The 18,824-nt window shown below is 64.1% G+C and carries 15 protein-coding genes; 7 read left to right on the top strand and 8 right to left on the bottom strand.

All coding sequences use genetic code 11. The features are described from left to right. Nucleotide 1: 1 nt before the first annotated feature. The gene (locus tag EJA05_RS12600) at nucleotides 2-2,506 is read right to left on the bottom strand and encodes a UvrD-helicase domain-containing protein (RefSeq protein WP_125858470.1); all 2,505 of its coding nucleotides are present in this window, start codon (nucleotides 2,504-2,506) and stop codon (nucleotides 2-4) included. Between the two features lie 187 nt (nucleotides 2,507-2,693). On the opposite strand from EJA05_RS12600, the gene EJA05_RS12595 reads away from it, so the two are divergent. Continuing rightward, nucleotides 2,694-3,392: a pirin family protein gene (locus tag EJA05_RS12595; protein ID WP_125463913.1), complete on the top strand. Its 699-nt coding sequence runs from the start codon at nucleotides 2,694-2,696 to the stop codon at nucleotides 3,390-3,392. Between the two features lie 46 nt (nucleotides 3,393-3,438). Here the strand turns inward: EJA05_RS12595 and EJA05_RS12590 are convergent, their stop codons facing one another. The 3 genes from EJA05_RS12590 to hisN form a co-directional block, all read right to left on the bottom strand. Next, on the bottom strand, nucleotides 3,439-4,395 hold the full coding sequence (locus EJA05_RS12590) for an AraC family transcriptional regulator (protein WP_125463912.1): 957 nt from the start codon (nucleotides 4,393-4,395) through the stop codon (nucleotides 3,439-3,441). Nucleotides 4,396-4,633: 238 nt separating this feature from the next. Beyond that, the gene (locus EJA05_RS12585; protein ID WP_125463911.1) at nucleotides 4,634-5,368 is read right to left on the bottom strand and encodes a hypothetical protein; all 735 of its coding nucleotides are present in this window, start codon (nucleotides 5,366-5,368) and stop codon (nucleotides 4,634-4,636) included. A gap of 96 nt (nucleotides 5,369-5,464) precedes the next feature. Further along, nucleotides 5,465-6,256, bottom strand: a complete 792-nt coding sequence (hisN, locus tag EJA05_RS12580; protein ID WP_125858469.1) for a histidinol-phosphatase — start codon at nucleotides 6,254-6,256, stop codon at nucleotides 5,465-5,467. A gap of 112 nt (nucleotides 6,257-6,368) precedes the next feature. Here hisN and EJA05_RS12575 point away from each other — a divergent pair, with 112 nt between their 5' ends. Both EJA05_RS12575 and EJA05_RS12570 read left to right on the top strand, forming a co-directional pair. After that, complete coding sequence (locus EJA05_RS12575; RefSeq protein WP_125463909.1) at nucleotides 6,369-7,424, top strand: HEAT repeat domain-containing protein; 1,056 nt, start codon at nucleotides 6,369-6,371, stop codon at nucleotides 7,422-7,424. Nucleotides 7,425-7,532: 108 nt separating this feature from the next. Next, nucleotides 7,533-9,113 (top strand): response regulator, encoded by a 1,581-nt coding sequence (locus tag EJA05_RS12570; protein WP_125858468.1) that lies wholly within the window; start codon nucleotides 7,533-7,535, stop codon nucleotides 9,111-9,113. A gap of 6 nt (nucleotides 9,114-9,119) precedes the next feature. Here EJA05_RS12570 and EJA05_RS12565 read toward each other — a convergent pair whose 3' ends face one another. Both EJA05_RS12565 and EJA05_RS12560 read right to left on the bottom strand, forming a co-directional pair. Further along, nucleotides 9,120-11,135, bottom strand: a complete 2,016-nt coding sequence (locus tag EJA05_RS12565) for an ATP-binding protein (protein WP_125858467.1) — start codon at nucleotides 11,133-11,135, stop codon at nucleotides 9,120-9,122. Between the two features lie 25 nt (nucleotides 11,136-11,160). Then, complete coding sequence (locus EJA05_RS12560; protein ID WP_125858466.1) at nucleotides 11,161-11,604, bottom strand: nucleoside deaminase; 444 nt, start codon at nucleotides 11,602-11,604, stop codon at nucleotides 11,161-11,163. Between the two features lie 143 nt (nucleotides 11,605-11,747). Between EJA05_RS12560 and EJA05_RS12555 the strand changes: the two genes are divergently transcribed. Continuing rightward, nucleotides 11,748-12,443 carry a type 1 glutamine amidotransferase domain-containing protein gene (locus EJA05_RS12555; protein ID WP_125463905.1) on the top strand — a complete coding sequence of 232 codons (696 nt, stop codon included), beginning with the start codon at nucleotides 11,748-11,750 and terminating at the stop codon, nucleotides 12,441-12,443. Nucleotides 12,444-12,512: 69 nt separating this feature from the next. On the opposite strand, the gene hppD is transcribed toward EJA05_RS12555, so the two are convergent. Then, nucleotides 12,513-13,589: a 4-hydroxyphenylpyruvate dioxygenase gene (gene hppD, locus EJA05_RS12550; protein ID WP_125463904.1), complete on the bottom strand. Its 1,077-nt coding sequence runs from the start codon at nucleotides 13,587-13,589 to the stop codon at nucleotides 12,513-12,515. A gap of 315 nt (nucleotides 13,590-13,904) precedes the next feature. Between hppD and EJA05_RS12545 the strand changes: the two genes are divergently transcribed. Both EJA05_RS12545 and rarD read left to right on the top strand, forming a co-directional pair. Further along, nucleotides 13,905-15,491 carry an EAL domain-containing protein gene (locus tag EJA05_RS12545; protein ID WP_125463903.1) on the top strand — a complete coding sequence of 529 codons (1,587 nt, stop codon included), beginning with the start codon at nucleotides 13,905-13,907 and terminating at the stop codon, nucleotides 15,489-15,491. A gap of 36 nt (nucleotides 15,492-15,527) precedes the next feature. Continuing rightward, nucleotides 15,528-16,415 (top strand): EamA family transporter RarD, encoded by an 888-nt coding sequence (rarD, locus tag EJA05_RS12540; protein ID WP_125463902.1) that lies wholly within the window; start codon nucleotides 15,528-15,530, stop codon nucleotides 16,413-16,415. Here rarD and EJA05_RS12535 read toward each other — a convergent pair. Continuing rightward, complete coding sequence (locus EJA05_RS12535; RefSeq protein ID WP_125858465.1) at nucleotides 16,378-17,949, bottom strand: TerC family protein; 1,572 nt, start codon at nucleotides 17,947-17,949, stop codon at nucleotides 16,378-16,380. The genes rarD and EJA05_RS12535 overlap by 38 nt on opposite strands. A 260-nt stretch (nucleotides 17,950-18,209) precedes the next feature. On the opposite strand from EJA05_RS12535, the gene EJA05_RS12530 reads away from it, so the two are divergent. Then, complete coding sequence (locus tag EJA05_RS12530; RefSeq protein ID WP_125463900.1) at nucleotides 18,210-18,794, top strand: LysE family translocator; 585 nt, start codon at nucleotides 18,210-18,212, stop codon at nucleotides 18,792-18,794. Nucleotides 18,795-18,824: the final 30 nt, after the last annotated feature.

Here is an 18,824-nt window from a genome sequence, read left to right as displayed (position 1 = left end):
CTCACTGACCGCGCAGGTCCTCGAAGAAGGCCTGCCGCCCCTGCACCTGGCTCGACGCGCGAGGCTGATTCACAGCCTCGCCGTTGGGCTTTTCCACATGCCAGTAGCAGTGGCTGATGGCCCGCGTGACAGCCACGTAGGCCAGGCGCTGCACTTCTTCCTGCTGCGCCGTATCGAACGCCTGAGCGTCGCCCGGTTTGCCCAGCCCGGCCAGGCGGTACACCTGGTTTTTGTACGGCGAGCTGGTCAAGTATTGGCAGTCACCGAGCATGAACACCGCGTCGGCTTGCAGGCCTTTGGCGCTGTGGTAGGTCAGTTGCTTGAGCCGGCGCTGCCCGGAAGGCAAGCTAGAATCAGCTTTAAGTACTGGCAATAAATGCTGTTCCATCAATAGCTTATCGATACTTTTTCGAAACAACATCATCACTGTTTCACCCTGTTCATAGTGCTCGATCAAGGTCTGCGCCAGCGCTGCCTCGTCACGCTCGAACACCCGTACAGGTGCCAATGGCAGTGCGGCCGCCTGCCCGCTGGCCTTGGCTTTCTTGCCGCTGATGGTCGGCGTCCCTTTTACCAGATGCTCGGCGGCGTCGATGATGGACTGCTGGCTGCGGTAGTTTTCCACCAGCATCACCCGGGTGTTGGCGGGTGACGGGAACACCTTGGTGAACTCCATGAAGTACTTGGGCGAACTGCCGCGCCAGCCGTAGATCGACTGCCAATCGTCACCCACGCACATCAACGACGAATGCTGCGCCACCCGGCCATGGTTCATCGCTGGCCCACGTCGGCGAATTTCCGCAAGGCAGGCGCGCAGCCAGCTGACGATCTGCGGTGAGACGTCCTGGAACTCGTCGATCATCAGGTGTGCCAGCGGCCGCAACAAGGGGTCGGGCAACAGTTGCAGGTTTTCCGGGTTGTTCTCGCCGAACAGGGCGAACATGCGGTTGTAGGTCATCACCGGCGGTGACTGGGCCATCAGGTGGGCTTCAAAAGCTTTCCAGTACAGGGCCAGCGCCTCGAAGAACGGCCCATCGCTGTCACCCGGCGGGAAGCTCATGGCGGCCACTGCGGCATTCACGTCGAGGCCCAGGTTTTCGATGAAACTGGCCGCGGTGACAAAGGCGTCGAGCAGCGGCGCCGGGGCCAGTTCACCCTTGACCTTGTATTCGAAGCCGGGCCCGGCCACGGCATCCCCTGCCAGCGAGGCCGCCAGGCGCCTGGCCGAGGCGTAGTTGTCCAGCCAGATCACCGGTTTGTCGCTGAACGCCTGGAACAGCGTGCGCTTGACCGCCCATTCCGCGCGCACCGCAAGCTTTGCTCCAGGGCGCTGGTACTGGGCGCTCTCGTTGGGGTCAAAGCCCAGTACCACCCAGGCATCCAGCCCCTCGAGGCGACCGTGCACATGGAAACGGCTGCCACGGATCTGCACCGTGTCGCGGCACGGCTCGATGCCTTTGATCGGCCAGGCACCCGCCGCGAACCACAGGTCCTCGATCACGTCGCACAGTTCTTCGTCGCGCTGCGCGGCCAGCTGGGTGACCTGCACACGCTTCTGTACATCCGGGTGATCCGGGTCCAGTGGCTTGAGCAACAGCGCCTCCTGCCGCAGCTGGCCGATCAAGGCGGCGAAACGCGGGCTCTCTGCCAGCAGGTCCCGGTAGGCCAGGTTCAACTGCTGACGCTGGGCGTCATTCAGGCGCAGGTCGAAGGGGTTGCTGTCGGCATTCGCTTCAAAGCCCGCAGGCATCTCGTTGCCGAGGGTTTCGAAGGCACGCACCTGAGCGAAACCCGGCAGGCTGCGAACCAGCGGCAGGATGCGCGAATGGAAGGTGCGTACCAGCTCACGGCCCTGTGCCGGCGACAGCGGGACCTGCCACAACGCGAACACCTGCAGCAGGCGCTGGATGAAGTCCTTGCGTGACTCGCGGGTGAAGGTCACCACGGTCATGGCATCGAGCTCGAAGCCCAGGTAGTGGCGCAGCAACAGGATGCGCAGCACCAGCGAGGTCGACTTGCCGGCGCCGGCACCGGCGACCACGCAGGTCGACGGTGTGTCGCTGAGGATCAGCTTCCACTGCGCGGCGCTGGGCTGTGCCTCGGCCGGCAGACGCTGGGCGACGTCGGCCTTGAAGCGCTTCTTCAGCTCGGCACTCAGCGGCAGGCGCCAGTCGTCGAACAGCTTGTCGTCCTGGCCAGGCACTGCGGCGGTGTCCGGACGCGTATCACGAATCACCAGGACCTGACGCCCTGCTTCGTAGCCGTCCGAGCGCCCACGTTCGTACCCGTCACGCAAACCGTCGGCATGGCCGTTGCGCTGGCCGATGGCATGGCCAAGGAACCACGAATCGCGGTGCTGCGCCTGCAGACGGCTTAGACCACGGCCAAGCAGGCGCGCGGCCAGGCGGCGCAGCCAGGGCAATTGGGCGGGCGGGGTCAGGTTGGCCGGGGCCTGGGGCTGCTCGTGGGGCACGGTCACTCCATTGAAAATCGAAACAGCGGGCATGTTCGCCTCATCCGCCAAAAAGCGCCAGCGAATGCTTTTGTATCAGTGGATTAGGCGATGAATCGCATGTTGTATCGCAAAATAAACATCTATTTAACTGATCTTAATTAGCCGATATTTACGCTTTTTTTCGATATTTAAAACGCAGATCATGGCCCCATTCCAGCGAATTCAGAGGAGCACCATCATGCTGCAACTGCGACCCTTCGAAAGCCTTGGCCACGCCAATCACGGCTGGCTCGACGCCCACCACCACTTCTCGTTCGCCGAGTACTACGACCCGGCGCGAATGCACTGGGGCAACCTGCGGGTCTGGAACGACGACCTGATCGCCGCCGGCAGCGGCTTCCCCTCGCACCCGCACCGTGACATGGAAATCATCACCTATGTCCGCGAAGGCGCGATCACCCACCAGGACAGCCTGGGCAACAAGGGCCGCACCGAAGCGGGCGACGTGCAGGTAATGAGTGCCGGCAGCGGCATCGTGCACAGCGAATACAACCAGGAGAAGGTCGATACGCGGATCTTCCAGATCTGGATCATTCCGGAAAAAGTCGGTGACGCGCCGTCCTGGGGCACCCGCCCGTTCCCCAAGGGTGAACGTGGCGAAGGTTTCGTGACCCTGGCCAGTGGCCGCGAAGGCGATGGCGACAGCCTGCAGATCCGCACCGACGCCCGCCTGGTGGCGGCCACCCTGCGCGCCGGAGAAAGCGCCGAGTACCGTTTCGACCAAGGTCGGCGCGGCTACCTGGTGCCGGCCAAGGGCCGGGTCGAGGTCAACGGATTGCAGGCCAAGGCCCGGGATGGCGTGGCCATCGAAGAGGAAACGGTGCTGACGGTGACGGCGCTGGAGGACAGCGAAATCGTCCTGGTTGACGTGGCGTGAACTGAAGATCGCAAGGGGCTGCTGTGCAGCCCTTTGCCTGTTCGGATCACGCCCGGCGCCTGAAGGTCTCCGACGGCAGCTCGCCAAACCGCTGCCGGTAACTCTCGGCAAACCGCCCCAGGTGCAGGAAACCGTAATCCAGTGCCAGTTCGGTCACGCTGCGTACCGTGCAGCGTGGATCGCTCAGGCAGGCGTTGACCCGCTCCAGCTTGCGCTGGCGGATGTACTGCTTGGGCGTGGTACCCAGCTGTCGGTCGAACAGGCCGTACAACGAACGCAGGCTCATGTTGGCCTGCTCGGCCAGGGTTTCAGCTGCCAACTCAAGTTTCAGGTTGCCCTCGATATGTTCAAGGATTCGCTCCAGGCTGGCCTGCGTGCCACCCAGGGTGTCCTTGCGCACATTGGTATTCATCAGCGTCAGCAGCTTGCTGGCGACGATCTGGCTGTAGTGACCCTGCACCCTGGGCAGCGAATCGCTGACCTCGGCTTCGTTGCAGACCATCCCCAGCAGACTCAGGAAACCGTCCAGTTCCTCCAGCCGGTAGTGGTTGCGTACAAAGCGCACGCCGCCGCTGGGACGCTGCCAGCGCTGCTCATCGCAGATCGAGTCGAGCAGGTGCACCGGCACCTTGAGAATGAACTTCTCGCAGTCATCGGAATAGGTGAGATCGACCGGGTCATCCGGGTTGATCAGCAGCAATTCGCCCGGCACCAGATGGTGCTCACGCTGGTGACCGCGCCACAGGCAATTGCCGTTGAGCAGCACCTGCAGGTGGAAGATGGTTTCCAGCGCCGGCGAGGTAACCCGCACACTGCCGCCATAGCTGATGCGGCACAGGTCCAGTTCGGCGAACTTGCGATGGCTCAAGCTGGCCTGGGGATGGGTGGTGCGGGACAGGCCAATGTGGTGCTGGCCCACATGCTGGTTGACGTAGTCGGACACCGCGTAAGGGTCAGCGCGGTGGAACACGCAGCTTTGCTCGCTCAACAGGCGGCTTTCCATGGGCAAGGCACTCGCCATCATTATTGTTATGGGCGCCGCGGCCTACCGCCTTGTGGGCATGTGGCTGCGGTCGTTCACGGTCATTCTAACCAACCGTCATCGGGGTACTGGGGCAGGCGACGGTCGGATGCTGAGCGTCACACTAAGCAAAAAGCAGGATCGAGGGCAATGCGACCAAGGCAAACGGCGGGCGGACAGCGGACACTGGCACAGGCCCGGCGTTCGATTACCGCACAACTCACTGCACCGGGAGGAAGTTCAACAGCAGCAGGCTCTGCGCATAGTTGAGCCCGATGCGCCGGTAGCGCTCGTCGAGCATCTGCGCCAGCAGGTCGAGGCGCGCGACCACCTTGCCGAACTCCACGGCAAAGCTCAGGTTGCTGCCCTGCTCGGAGATCTCGTTAGAGAACAGCAGCAGCACGCCGTTGGCATCCTGGCGCTGGCTGAGCATCCAGGTGGCTTTCTCGATATTGCGCGCGGCGTTGTTGATGAACAGCGGGTCGAGGGTGTCGGTCATGTAGAACTCGGTGCGTCCGCCGTGGGCGGTGACCAGCATGCTGCCGATGGCGTAGATGAAGGCACCGACCCGATCTCCCCTGAACTCCGGGCTCAGGGCATGGCTGAGGGCTGCCAGGTCACGCCGCTCACCGAGTTGCGCCAAGGGCTGGCGCTGCTCGATGGCGATGCGGATCTGCCGGGCGGCGGTGGTGGCGTCGAGATAGCCAGACTGCTTCCACTGGCTGGGATTGCGCAGGTACAGCTTGTCCATCAGCAGGTACAGGCTTTGCAGGTTGTCGCGCATGGACAGCGTGGCCATGCGGTCGACACTGGTCTGGAACAGCTCGTCGGGCTTGCCGTTGCCGATCTGCTTGAGCATGTCGCGGCCCTGCTGCTGGGTGCAGGCCCCCAGGCAGATCAGGGCGCCTGCCAGCAGCAGGCCGCGCGGGAGAATATCGAGTCGTTTTGCGGCCATCGGCACCGGGGTTGGTCAATGGCCGCACCGGGGGTCGGCGTAGCCTGGCCAAGCATAGAGCCCGCAAAAGCAAAAAAGTGCGATGGCCAGTGCCCGTCACATGGCGTGGCGCAGCATCTCCACCACCTGCGCATGCAGCGCCGGGTCGCCACAGGCCACCACGCAGCCGCCGTGCTGTGCGGTACTGCCATCCCAGGCTGTGATCACCCCGCCGGCGCCTTCGATGATCGGCATCAGCGCCTGCACATCGTAGGGTTGCAGGCTGGCCTCGACGATCACGTCGACAAACCCCGAAGCGAGCATGCAGTAGGCGTAGCAGTCGCCGCCATAACGCATCAGCCTGGCCTGGCCGGCCACGTGCTCGAAGGCGGCCTTGCGCGCGGCGCTGTCGAACATGTCTGGTGTGGTACACATCAGCGTAGCCGCCGAAAGGTCGGCGCAGGCCCGGGTTTTCAGGGGCGTACCGCTGCGCCATGCACCTTCGGGGGTGCCGACGAAACGCTCACCGGTGAACGGCTGGTTCATCACCCCGATGACCGGGCGAGTGCCATCGTTGAGCGCAATCAGCGTGCCCCACAGCGGTAGGCCGGTGATGAAGGCGCGGGTGCCGTCGATCGGGTCGAGTACCCAGGTCAGCGGGCTGCTGCCAACGGCTGCGCCATGCTCCTCGCCGAGGATGCCATGTGCCGGGTATCGCGCCTGGATCAGCTCACGCATGGCATCTTCGGCGGCCTTGTCGGCCACGGTCACCGGGTCGTACAGGCGCCCGCCCTTGTCTTCGACGTCAAGGCTGGCACGAAAGTACGGCTGGATCGCCACGGCCGCGGCATCGGCCAGCTGCTCGGCGAAGGCGCGAAATTCGCCGGTCTGTTCAGCGCTCAGGGACATGGGTCAGGCCTCAATGCTTGGGAAAGGCACGCATCATACCCGACTCCTCGCCCGTTGCATTTACTGGCCGGCTGTCCCAAGCTCTGGCCTTCCCGCCGCCACGGACTGCCCGATGCCACGCCGCCCGCTTATCCTGATCGCCCTGTTGCTGCTGATCCTGGTGCCAGGCGTGCTCGCTTACCTGTGGCGGGCCCCGCAATCGGCCCCGCCGACGCTGCCGCCGCACAGTTATGCCAAGGCCCTGCGCCAGGCCCATGAAGGCCAGCCGGGCGCCGCGCGGGTGCTGTACCAGCAACTGCAGCGTAACGACCTGCCGGCGATCCGCCGCGCCGCCCTGTACGCCGAGCTGCCCAACTATCCGTCACCCCAGGCGCTGAAACTGGCAAAGCAGGATCTGGAACAGAGCGACCCTCTGGTGCGTCGCGCCGCCATCGCCAGCATCCGCCGGCTGTTGCCGGCCGCCCAACGCAGCCTTGTGCTGGGGCCATTGCTTGACGATGACGAGCAGAGCGTGCGCTTTGCCGCGGTGGATGCGTTGCTCGGCCTCGACCCGGACGCCATCGGCCTGTATTTCGGCCCGCTGCAGCAAGCGCTGGAGCAGTACCAACAAACCCTCGAACAACAACCCGAGGACGCCGACGCACAGGTTCACCTGGCGCGCCTGTACATGCACGAGCAGGCCTATGACGCCGCGGGCGCGGCGCTCGCCCGCGCCCTGGCGCTGGCCCCCGAAAACCTCGACGCCCTGGCGACCCAGGTGCGCCTGCTGGAACACCAGGGCCACCACGACACCTCTCGCGAGGTGCTGCGCAAGGCCTTGGCGCTCAGCCCGGATTCGGCCTTCCTGCAGTACCAGCTGGGTTTGTGGCTGACCCGCCACGACCAGCACGAATACGCCCTGCTGGCACTGTCGCGCGCGGTCGAGCTGGAGCCGGAGAACAGCGACTACCGCTACACCCTTGCCGTCACCCTGCACCAGTTGGAGCAGGTTCAGGCCGCGCAGCAACAACTGCAGACGCTGCTCAGCCGCCAGCCCGCCAACCGCCGGGCGCGGGTGTTGCTGATCGAGTACTGGAAGGAGACCGGGCAGTTGCAAAACGTCCAGGTACTGCTGGCCGAGCTCGAGCGGCAGAACCCGGACGACCCGTTGCTGCAACAAGGCCTGTGACACCTTCCACAATCCGGTTGAACCCCTGGCCCGCGACGAAGGTCCAGTGATAGGAGAAGGAAGGCGGTAACGCCATCACGGCGTGCCCATCGTCACAGGAGAGCACTCTTGGCCGCATGCCTGGCTGTGGAAGAACGCGCCCTGGTCCTGGCGCCTGCCCAGGTGGGGTCAAGCACCTGCCGATTACTCCGGCAAGCCGGTATCCATAGCCGGCGCACCGCCGATGTGCGGCGCCTTGGCCGCTGGCTCAGTGAGGGTGCCGGGCTGCTCGTGGTGATCGAGCAGGCGCTGCCGCGCAACCAGCGATCCCCCCTGCACCGCTACCTCGAACAGCAGCCTGGCTGGTCCGACCTGCCTGTGGTGCTGCTCACCAGCCGCGCCGAGGCCGACACCAGCGCAGTGCCAGGCAACCTGCTGCCGCTTGCCCCACCCTACCCTGACGAGCAACTGCTGAGCCTGGCCCTGTGGGCGCTGCGGGCTCGCCGCCGGCAATATCAGGCACGCGACCTGTGCGAACAGCTCGAAGCCCTGGCGCAGCAACAACAGGCCGACGACCAGGCACTGCAGCAAACACGCAAGATGGAAGCCATCGGCCAACTGGCCGGAGGAGTGGCCCATGACTTCAACAATCTGCTGACCAGCATCGGTGGCAGCCTGGAGCTGATCGACAAACGCCTGCGTCAAGGCCGCAGCGAGGGCCTGGAACCACCCTTGCGCCTGGGCCAGCAAGCCGTGGCCCGCGCTGCCCTGCTGACCCATCGTCTGTTGGCGTTCTCCGCTCGCCAGTCATTGCAGTGCCAGGCAATCGACCTGCGCCCGCTGCTGGCACCCGATGCCCTGGCCGCCAAGCTGGGTACAGGCATCGAGCTGCAAGTGCGCCTGGCCACACAACTGTGGCAAGCCAGCGCCGATGGCGAGCAACTGCAGGCGGCCCTGGACAACCTCTTGCTCAACGCTTGTGAGGCCATGCCCAGCGGCGGATTGCTGAACGTCGAGGCGGACAACGTCCAGGTCACCAACGGGCAGTTCGCCAACGTCGGCCTGGCCCACGGTGACTATCTGTGCCTGAGCATTCGCGACAGTGGCCAGGGGATGTCGCAAGCCACCCTGGAGCATGCCATCGAGCCGTTCTTCACCACCAAGCCGACTGGCCAGGGTGTCGGGCTCGGGCTGTCGATGGTCTACGGCTTCTGCAGGCAGTCACGGGGTTACCTGGCGCTCGACAGCCAGATCGGCAAAGGGACCCGGGTGCGCCTGTATTTGCCACGCCATATTGACAGCCCGCCACCGCTCAAAGCCGCTGCAGTGAAAGCTGCCGGTGATTGCCAGGACATCCTGCTGGTGGAAGATGACCCGGATGTGCGCGAACTGGTCGAACGGACCCTGCTCGAAGAGGGCTACCCCTGTCGTGCGGCGCAAAATGCCAGTGAGGCGCTGCGCTGGCTGCATTCGCCGCAGCCGTTCGGCTTGCTGATCAGCGACGTCGGGCTACCGGGCATGAACGGCCGGCAACTGGCGGAAATCGCCCGTCGCCTGCGCCCCGGGCTGCCAGTGCTGTTCATCACCGGTTTTGCGCAAACCGCGATGGCTCGCGATGCGTTTCTGGCCACAGGGATGCAGTTGTTGCGCAAGCCTTTCGCCCTGGAACAGTTACGCAACCAGGTCGCGCGGATGCTGGTGGCGCCCTGAGCAGGATCAGGCCAGCAGCATGCGGTCGACTTGGATGACCAGGCTCTCCAGCGAGAACGGTTTGAGCAGCAAGGCAGTACCGGGTTCGTCGAGCAGTTGCTGCTCCACCGGATCCTCGGTGTAGCCGGTGATGAACAGGATTTTCTGTTCGGGATTGATCATGCGCATCGCCCTGGCCACCTGACGCCCGCTGAAGCCGCCCGGCAAGCCGATGTCGGTAATCACCAGATCGAATGGGCCGGCATGGCGGTACTGCCCCAGCGCGGTGTTGGCATCGGTCACATCGCACACTTCAAAACCGCGGTCGATCAGTATCTCCTTGATCAACCCGCGCAGGTTGAGCTCGTCATCGATCAGCAGCACACGCTCGCCCAGCCTTGCCTCCCTTGTGATCGTCGGGGGTTCGGGTATCGGCTGGCTGCCCGAATAACGAGGAAACATCAGCACAATCTTAGTGCCGTGCTGCAACCTCGACTCTATCCACACCTGGCCGCCGGACAGGCGCACGAAGCCATGCACCATGGGCAACCCCAGGCCCGAGCCCTGCCCGAGGGGCTTGGTGGTGAAAAACGGCTCGAATGCACGCGCCACATCTTCAGCTGACATGCCATGGCCATCGTCCTCGACCTGGACCATCACATAGTCGCCCGCCGGCAGTCCGGCGGTCGCGCCGGCCAGGCGCTCATTGCCGGTACGGATCGACAGGCTGCCCCGGCCAAGGCAGGCGTCGCGGGCGTTGGCACACAGGTGCAGCAAGGCGTTGCGCAGTTGGTCGGGGTCGAGCTGGACGGGCCAGGGGGCGATGTCCAGCTCCCAGTGCAGCTGCATCTCGGCGCCGGCGCACTGCTCGAGCATTGGTTGCGCCTCGCGTATCAGCTGGTTGATGTCCAGTGGATTGGGCGACAGCGGCTGGCTGCGGGCGAACGCCAGCAAGTTCTGGGTCAGGCCGATGGCCCGCTGGGCGCATTCGCGGGCCACCTGCACGTAGCTGTCCAAGCGCTCAAGGCGCCCCTGGGTCAGGCGCCGCTCAAGCAGCTCCAGGCTGCTGCCGACCCCGGACAGGACGTTGTTCATTTCATGGGCCAGGCCGCCCGCCACTTTGATCACCGACTCCATGCGCTGGCTTTCGCGCACCGCTGCTTCGGCCATGCGTTGGACGGACTGGCGCTCCTCGGTGATGTTGCGGCCGATCAGGATCGGCAACGCCTGGCCCGCCACAGCATGCCAGCGCAGCCAGCAATAATGCCCTTCAACTTGGCGCACGCGGGCCTCGAAGGCCGGGGTGTCATGCCCCTGCATCAGCGCCATCAGGGCCAGCCTGGTCTCGGTACGCTCGGCGGGGTGGATCAGTTCCAGCAGCGGGACCGACGCTTGCTGCTCATCCGTGCAACCCGACAATCGATGCCAGGCCGGATTGGCCAGGCGCACATGCAACTCGGTGTCGAGCATCAACATCACGTCGGGCGACAACTGCCAGGTATGCTCACTCTCGGCCATGTAGCGCGAGAGTTGTGCCTCGAAAGATTGCGCCAGCTCGCGCCACTCGCGGGTGCGCTCGACGCTGGCGGTGGTTTCGATCAGCGCGTGCAGGAAGCCCACCACCGCCCCTTGGTCGTCGCGGATAGGCGAATAGCTGCAGGTGAACCAGGCTTGGACGAGGCGCCCGTCGCGGTTGATCGTCAGCAGGCTGTTCTCGGCCAGGCTGCCCTGCCCTTCCAGCGCCTGGAAAACAGCAGCCCCCATGTCGTCCCAGGCCGTTGCCCAGAGCGCGTCGAAACTGTCGCCCTGGGCATGGGAGCGCTCGCCCAGGGGGACGGGATAGGCCTCGTTGTGAATCACCGTCAGCGCCGGGCCCCAGACCAGGGCGCAGGGGTAAGCGGAAAGCAGCAACATGTCGACGGCGATGCGCAAGGCTGGCGGCCATCGTGTCAGGGGCCCCAATGGCGTTGCGCCCCAGTTGAAGCTACTGATCCGGGCGCTTCCCACGGTCTCGGCGCTCGAAATGGGCGCCAGGTGAATCATCTGCGCGGCCCCTGGCACTGAGTGGTCAGCGGCCAATGTCTTCATTCCACAGTTGCGGCTTGGCCTCGATGAAATCACGCATCATCTTCTTGCAGTCCTCGTCGTGGCGCACGTCAAGGCCTACGCCCCGGCTGGCCAGCAACTGTTCTTCACCAAGGAACGTGGTGTTTTCGCCGATGATCACCTTTTTTATGCCATATAGCAGAATCGCGCCGCTGCACATGGCACAGGGCGACAGGGTGGTATAGAGCGTGGCTTCCTTATAGACACTGGCAGGCTGTCGACCGGCGTTTTCCAGGGCATCCATTTCACCATGCAGGATGGCGCTGCCTTGCTGTACCCGGCGGTTGTGGCCACGGCCAATGATCTTGCCGTCGTGCACCAGCACCGAGCCGATTGGAATGCCGCCTTCCGCCAGCCCCTTGCGGGCTTCGTCGATGGCCGCTTGCATGAACTTGTCCGTTGTCATGGTGACTTCCTGGCTGCACATGATTGGCTCGAGACTAGCACAACGCCAGCCGGTCATGGCGCCACGCCCAGCGACGGCTATGCTCAGAGGGTTTTTCCCTCCGCCGGGCAACCGGCCCCCTTGGGTTGGATGGGCATGCGCACATGAACAAGAAGATCCTGGTCGTGCTGACCAATACCGCCAAGTACCCCAACATCAAACGCGCCACAGGCCTGTGGCTGGGTGAAGCCGTGCATTTCGTCGACCCCGTGCAGCAGGCGGGCTTCACGGTCGACTATGTGAGCCCGGCGGGCGGCTACGTACCGATCGACCCGCACAGCCTGCAGATGGCCCCGGACTTGGACTGGCAGTGGTATGACGACAAGGCCTTCATGAAGCGCCTGGGCGCCACCCTCAGCCCCGGCGAGGTCAAGGCCGAGCAGTACAGCGCCATTTATTACACAGGTGGCCATGGCGTGATGTGGGACTTCCCCGACAACCAGCCACTGCAGGACTTGGCGCGGCGCATTCACGAACGTGGCGGGGTTGTGGCATCGGTCTGCCACGGTGCCGTGGGGCTGCTGAATGTGAAACTCAGCGACAACACCCTGTTGCTCAGAGGTCGGGCGGTGACCGGTTTCTCCAATATCGAAGAGAAACTGGCAGAGCTGGACAAGGAAGTGCCTTTCCTGACCGAGAACGAACTCGGCGCACGGGGTGGTGAGTACCAGAAAGCGGAGGACCCGTGGGCACCCTTCGTGGTTCAAGACAAAGGCCTGATCACCGGGCAGAACCCGGCGTCCACTGCCGGCGTGGCTCAGGCGACGCTCAAGTTCCTGGCCAAGGCAAAGATTGGCTGAAAGCATCGCGGGGCAAGTCACATCGGCGCACCGATGCGACTTGCCCCGCGATGGATAGCGTTGAGTCGATTACTCGACGTTCAACACGCCACGACGAACCTGGTCACGCTCGATCGACTCGAACAGTGCCTTGAAGTTGCCTTCACCAAAGCCATCGTCACCCTTGCGCTGGATGAACTCGAAGAACACCGGGCCCAGCAGGGTTTCCGAGAAGATCTGCAGCAGCAGGCGCTTGTCGCCCGCCTCGGAAGCACCGTCCAGCAGAATGCCACGCGACTGCAGCTGGTCGACCGGCTCGCCGTGACCCGGCAGACGCTCTTCGAGCATTTCGTAGTAGGTCTGCGGTGGCGCGGTCATGAAACGCATGCCGAAGCCTTTGAGGGCATCCCAGGTCTTGAGCAGGTCGTCGGTGAGGAAGGCCACGTGCTGGATGCCCTCGCCATTGAACTGCATCAGGAACTCCTCGATCTGCCCCGCGCCCTTGGACGACTCTTCGTTGAGCGGAATGCGGATCATGCCATCTGGCGCAGTCATGGCCTTGGAGGTCAGCCCGGTGTACTCGCCCTTGATGTCGAAGTAGCGGATCTCGCGGAAGTTGAACAGCTTCTCGTAGAAGCCGGCCCAGTAGGCCATGCGCCCGCGATAGACGTTATGGGTGAGGTGGTCGATGATCTTCAGGCCAGCGCCGACCGGGTTGCGGTCGACACCGTCGATGAACTTGAAGTCGATGTCGTAAATCGAGCTGCCTTCTTCGTAACGGTCGATCAGGTACAGCGGCGCGCCACCGATACCTTTGATCGCCGGCAGACGCAGCTCCATCGGGCCGGTCTCGATTTCCACCGGCTGGGCACCCAGCTCCAGGGCGCGGGCATAGGCTTCATGGGCGTTGCGCACGCGGAAGGCCATGCCGCACACCGACGGGCCGTGCTCGGCGGCGAAGTACGAGGCGGCGCTTTTCGGTTCGTTGTTGAGGATCAGGTTGATGCCACCCTGGCGGTACAGGTGCACATTCTTGGAGCGGTGGGTCGCCACCTTGGTGAAACCGAGGATCTGGAAGACCGGCTCCAGCACGCCAGGGGTCGGCGAGGCGAGCTCGATGAATTCAAAGCCTTCAAGGCCCATCGGGTTTTCGAAGATATCTGCCATGTTCGTGTCCTCATCTGCAGCAAAAAACGGTTGGATTACTGGCTTGCGATGGCGAACGGAACAGGAGGCGAACAGGGGATGCCGCGCACGCTGCGGGCCAGATAGGCACCAATGATCAGCTTGAATGCAGGGTTTTTCATGGGGACCCATTCTCGGCGGGCTTGATTCTCCGGTTGGCGGAGAACCTTATTGTTGTATTCGTAACGCAATTCTACATTGCGTAAATTTGTTTGTCGCGTTTTAGTTCGTAGGCTTCACCGACAAACGGCTATCCTTGCCGCTGACACACCCGTCCGCCATTGGATACACCTACGCATGCCCCTGACCACCAAACGCCCTGCCCGCTGGAGCTGGCGCACCTTGCTGCCCTGGGCCGTCGGGGTGCTGCCGCTGGTCTGCGGGCTGGCCGTGACCCGCTGGCAGACCGAGCGCGAACTGCAGGCCAACAGCCAGGCCACCGCACGCGAAGTGGTCGGGCACATCGAGATGATTCTAGACAGCCTGTCCAGCGCCGCGAACCACCTGCTGCCCAAGGCCGGCCAGCCCTGCGAAGACGTGCAGTTGGCACTGCGCATAGAAGTCACGCGCAATGCGTTCGTGCGCTCCACCAGCCTGTTCGACCGCGACAACCTGTATTGCACTTCGCTGTTCGGCAATTTCGACGAGCCGGTGGATGCGCGCGACTACACCGACGGGCAGCTCTGGCTGATGGACGGCAACTCCGTCACGCCGGGCCATCCACTGCTGGTTTACCGGGTCAGCGAGGGTGATCGCGGGGCAATCGCCACGGTGGACGGCAGCCACCTGCTGACGGCCCTGCGCCTGATCGCCCAGGATGATGAGCTGCTGGTGCGGGTGGGCAACCACTGGATGGGCCAGCAAGGCCTGGTGCACCAAGGCACACCGCCAGTCGCGGCCAGCGCCCCCGCCAGCGTCTCCTCGACACGCTACCCGTTCAGCGTGCAGGGCGGCTACGCCGCGGGCAAGCTGGGCGAGTTGATGCGCTCGCGCTACCCGGCCCTGCTCAGCCTGCTGCTGGTACTCGGCGTGGTGGCCGGTAGCGTCTGCCGGTGGCAGATACGCCGCGCTACCTCTCCCCGCGCCGAACTCGACCGTGCGCTCGAAGCCGGCGAGTTCCTGCCGTACTTCCAGCCCGTGGTGCGCAGAGGCGACTATCACTGGGCCGGGGTCGAAGTGCTGATGCGCTGGCAGCATCCGCGCGAGGGCCTGGTACGCCCGGACCTGTTCATCCCCTACGCCGAACACAGCGGGCAGATCGTCGCCATGACCCGTGCCCTTATGCTCAACACCGCACAAACCCTGGCACCCCATGTAGCGCTGTTGGACGATGGCTTTCACGTCGGGATCAACATCACCGCCGATCATTGCCGCAACCTTGGCCTGCTCGACGATTGCCGCACCTTCCTCCAGCACTTCCCGCCCGGGCGTGTGGTACTCACCCTCGAGCTGACCGAACGCAAACTGATCGAACCCACCCCGGTGACCCTGGAGCTGTTCGAAAAACTGCACGAGATGGGGGTCATGATCGCCCTCGACGACTTCGGAACGGGCCAGTCCAGCCTCAACTACCTGCGTCAGTTCAAGATCGACTACCTGAAAATCGACCAGAGCTTCGTCGCCATGATCGGTGGCGATGCGCTTTCGCAGCATATCCTCGACACCATCATCGAACTCTCGGCCAAGCTTGGGCTGGGCATCGTCGCCGAAGGGGTCGAGACCGCGGTGCAGCGCGACTATCTGGAGCGCCACGGGGTGGACTTCCAGCAAGGTTATCTGTACGCACGGCCAATGCCCGCCAGCGAGCTGCTCATGGCATTGGCCACGCGCCCGGGCAGGCTGCGGTTGCCGCAAGGCGCGCCCCCTGAGATCATGCGCGGCTGATCCGCCCGCTCACCCTTCCCGTTCTTCGAGGCATTCGTGTCAAAAGGCATCGTTTCATCGGTCATGGCGTCCTGTCTGTTCGCCGTGATGTATTTCTATACCTCCCTCCTCGCACCGCTCGACGGCGAGGAAATCTTCGGTTGGCGCACCCTGCTGACGCTGCCCTGCCTGACGCTGTTCATGTTGATTTCCAAGGACTGGAAGCGGGTAGGCGAACTGTTGGCGCGGGTGCGCCGCACGCCCCTGCTGCTACTGGGCATGGTCGGCACCTCATGGCTGATGGGGGTGCAATTGTGGCTGTTCCTCTGGGCGCCGCTGCATGGGCGCAGCCTGGAGGTGTCGATGGGCTATTTCCTGCTGCCACTGGCGATGGTGCTGACCGGCCGCCTGGTCTACGGCGAGCGCCTGTCGCGCCTGCAAAAGGTAGCGGTCAGCTGCGCAGCCCTGGGCGTGGGCCACGAGCTGTACCAGAACGGCAGCTTCGCCTGGGAGACGCTGCTGGTGACGATCGGCTACCCGATCTATTTCGTCTTGCGCCGTCGCTGCCGCACCGACCACCTGGGCGGCCTGTGGTGCGACATGTGCCTGCTGCTGCCGTGGGCCCTGTACTTCGTGGTCCAAGGCCCGTTGTCAGCCGAGGACCTGGCGCAACACCAGAACCTCTACTGGCTGATCCCGCTGCTCGGGGCGATCAGCGCCAGCGCCCTGATCGCCTACGTGCTGGCCAGCCGCATGCTGCCGTTCAGCCTGTTCGGCCTGCTCAGCTACGTCGAGCCGGTGCTGCTGGTGGGCGTCGCCCTGCTGCTGGGCGAAACCATCGGCCCGGACCAGTGGCTGACCTACCTGCCGATCTGGGCCGCGGTGCTGGTGCTGGTGCTCGAAGGCATCAAGCACCTGCTGCGTCAGCGTCGGCGCTCGGTATAAGGCGCACCTGGCGCACGCGCCGCTCCTCCACCGCCACCACGGTCATGCTCCAACCGTTCCACTGCAGGCGGTCACCGACCACCGGCAGGCGGTCGAGCAAGCTCATCACCAGGCCCGCAAGGGTCTGGTAGTCCTCGGTGGCACGGGCCACGAAGCCGGTACGCGCCTGCACCTGGGCCAGGTTCAGGGCGCCGCTGACGACGAAGCCACCCGCCTCTTCCACCACACCGGGCCCTTCGACCTCGCTGGCGTCCGGCAGCTCGCCGGCGATCGATTCGAGGATGTCGGTCATGGTCAGCACACCGGTGAAATCACCGAACTCGTTGACCACGAAGGCAATGTGCGTCGACTGCCCACGCATCTGCTCCAGGGCGTTGAGGATGCTGAAGCTCTCCAGCAGGTTCAGCGGCGCCCGGGCCAGGGCCTCGAGGTCTGGCTGGTTGCCGGCCAGCAGCTCCTTGAGCAGTTCCTTCTTGTGCACGAAGCCCAGCGGTTCCTCGATGCGACCGCCGCGGATCAGCGGCAGGCGCGAGTACGAGGAGTTGATCAACGCCTGGGTGATCACCTCGGCCGGTTGCGCCAGGTCGATGGCATCGACCTTGGCGCGCACCGTCATCACCGTGCGGATCGGCCGCTCGGCCAGGTTCAGCACGCCGCTGATCATCACCCGCTCGCGACGGTCGAAGACCACTTGCTCGCTACCGTCCTCAACCAGGTCGGCGATCTCCTCACCCACCTCGTCAGCTTCCACCCGGCGTCCGCCCATCAGGCGCAGCACGGCATGGGCGGTACGCTCACGCAGCGGTCGGTGCTGTTGCACGCTGCGCTTGCGGCGGGCGCGGGCCAGCTGGTTGAACAGCTCGATCAGCAGCGAGAAACCAATGGCCGCGTACAGGTAGCCTTTGGGGATATGGAAGCCCAGGCCTTCGGCGGTCAGGCTGAAGCCGATCATCATCAAAAAGCCCAGGCACAGCATGATCACTGTCGGGTGGGCGTTGACGAAGCGGGTCAGCGGCTTGCTGGCGACGATCATGATGCCGATCGAGAAGATCACCGCGATCATCATCACCGACAGATGCTCGACCATGCCCACCGCGGTAATCACCGCATCCAGCGAGAACACCGCATCGAGCACCACGATCTGCGCGACGATCGGCCAGAACGCCGCATGCCGCGTCACGCCACCCGACTGGGCGACATGGCCCTCCAGCCTTTCGTGCAGCTCCATGGTGGCCTTGAACAACAGGAACACACCACCGAACAGCATGATCAGGTCACGGCCGGAGAAGGTCTTGCCGAACACCTCGATCAGCGGGGCGGTCAGGGTGACCATCCACGAGATGCTGGCCAGAAGGCCAAGGCGCATGATCAGCGCCAACGACAGGCCGATCACCCGCGCACGGTCGCGCTGATGGGGCGGCAATTTGTCGGCGAGGATGGCGATGAACACCAGGTTGTCGATACCCAGCACCAGCTCGAGGACGATAAGCGTCAGCAGGCCCAGCCAGGCCGTGGGGTCGGCTAGCCATTCCATTAGCGGGTACTCACAAGGGCGGCGTCACGAGGACGGAGGAAGGATGGCCGGGACGGCCAGAAACTGGGGGGCTCCGCGAAGGTGCTCATATAGACCTTGATCAGAAAAAGGGATGACGATCCTACAATCGAAGCAGCTTTTTCCCACAGCGCGAAACTATTACAAAATCTGTAACAGCGGCCTTGAGCATTTTTGTTCAATACCTGCGCCGGACCTGTCGTCGACCATGACGGCACTCCATCATTGCAAGGAATCTGCGCATGAGCTTGTCCCTGTCGATGGCCGCCTTCGCCTTGGCGGCCTCCATCTCCCCAGGCCCGGTCAATATCGTGGCGCTGGGCAGCGGCGCCCGTCACGGCCTGCGCGCCAGCCTCGGGCACGCCGCCGGCGCCACCCTGGGTTTCTGCCTGCTGCTGGTGCTCACCGGCCTGGGCCTGCATGAGCTACTGCTGCGCTGGCCGTGGCTGCAGCACCTGTTGCTGTGGGGTGGCGTGCTGTTTTTGCTGTACATGGCCTGGAAACTGGCCAGTGACGATGGCCAATTGCAGGCCGACGCCGAACAACGGGCGCCCACTGCCTGGCACGGCGCGGCCATGCAGTGGCTGAGCCCCAAGGCCTGGTTGGCAGCGGTGGCCGGGGTGGGTGCCTATACCGCTGGCGAGCAGCAACTGTTGTGGCTGTTCACCTGGATCTATGGGCCAATCTGTTTTGTCTCGGTGGCCAGTTGGGCGTGGGCCGGGAGTGTGATTCGGCAGTATCTGGGGGAGCCAAGGCGGTTGCGCTTGTTCAATCGCGGGTTGGCGCTGTTGTTGGTGGCGAGTGCGGGGTATCTGCTGGCGGGTTGAATACCCGTCACCCCGCGATTGGGTTGCCAT

Source organism: Pseudomonas oryziphila, from assembly GCF_003940825.1.
Lineage (GTDB): Bacteria > Pseudomonadota > Gammaproteobacteria > Pseudomonadales > Pseudomonadaceae > Aquipseudomonas > Aquipseudomonas sichuanensis.
The sequence above is the reverse complement of the archived record's forward strand: the minus strand, read 5'-3'. Positions and strand labels throughout refer to the sequence as shown.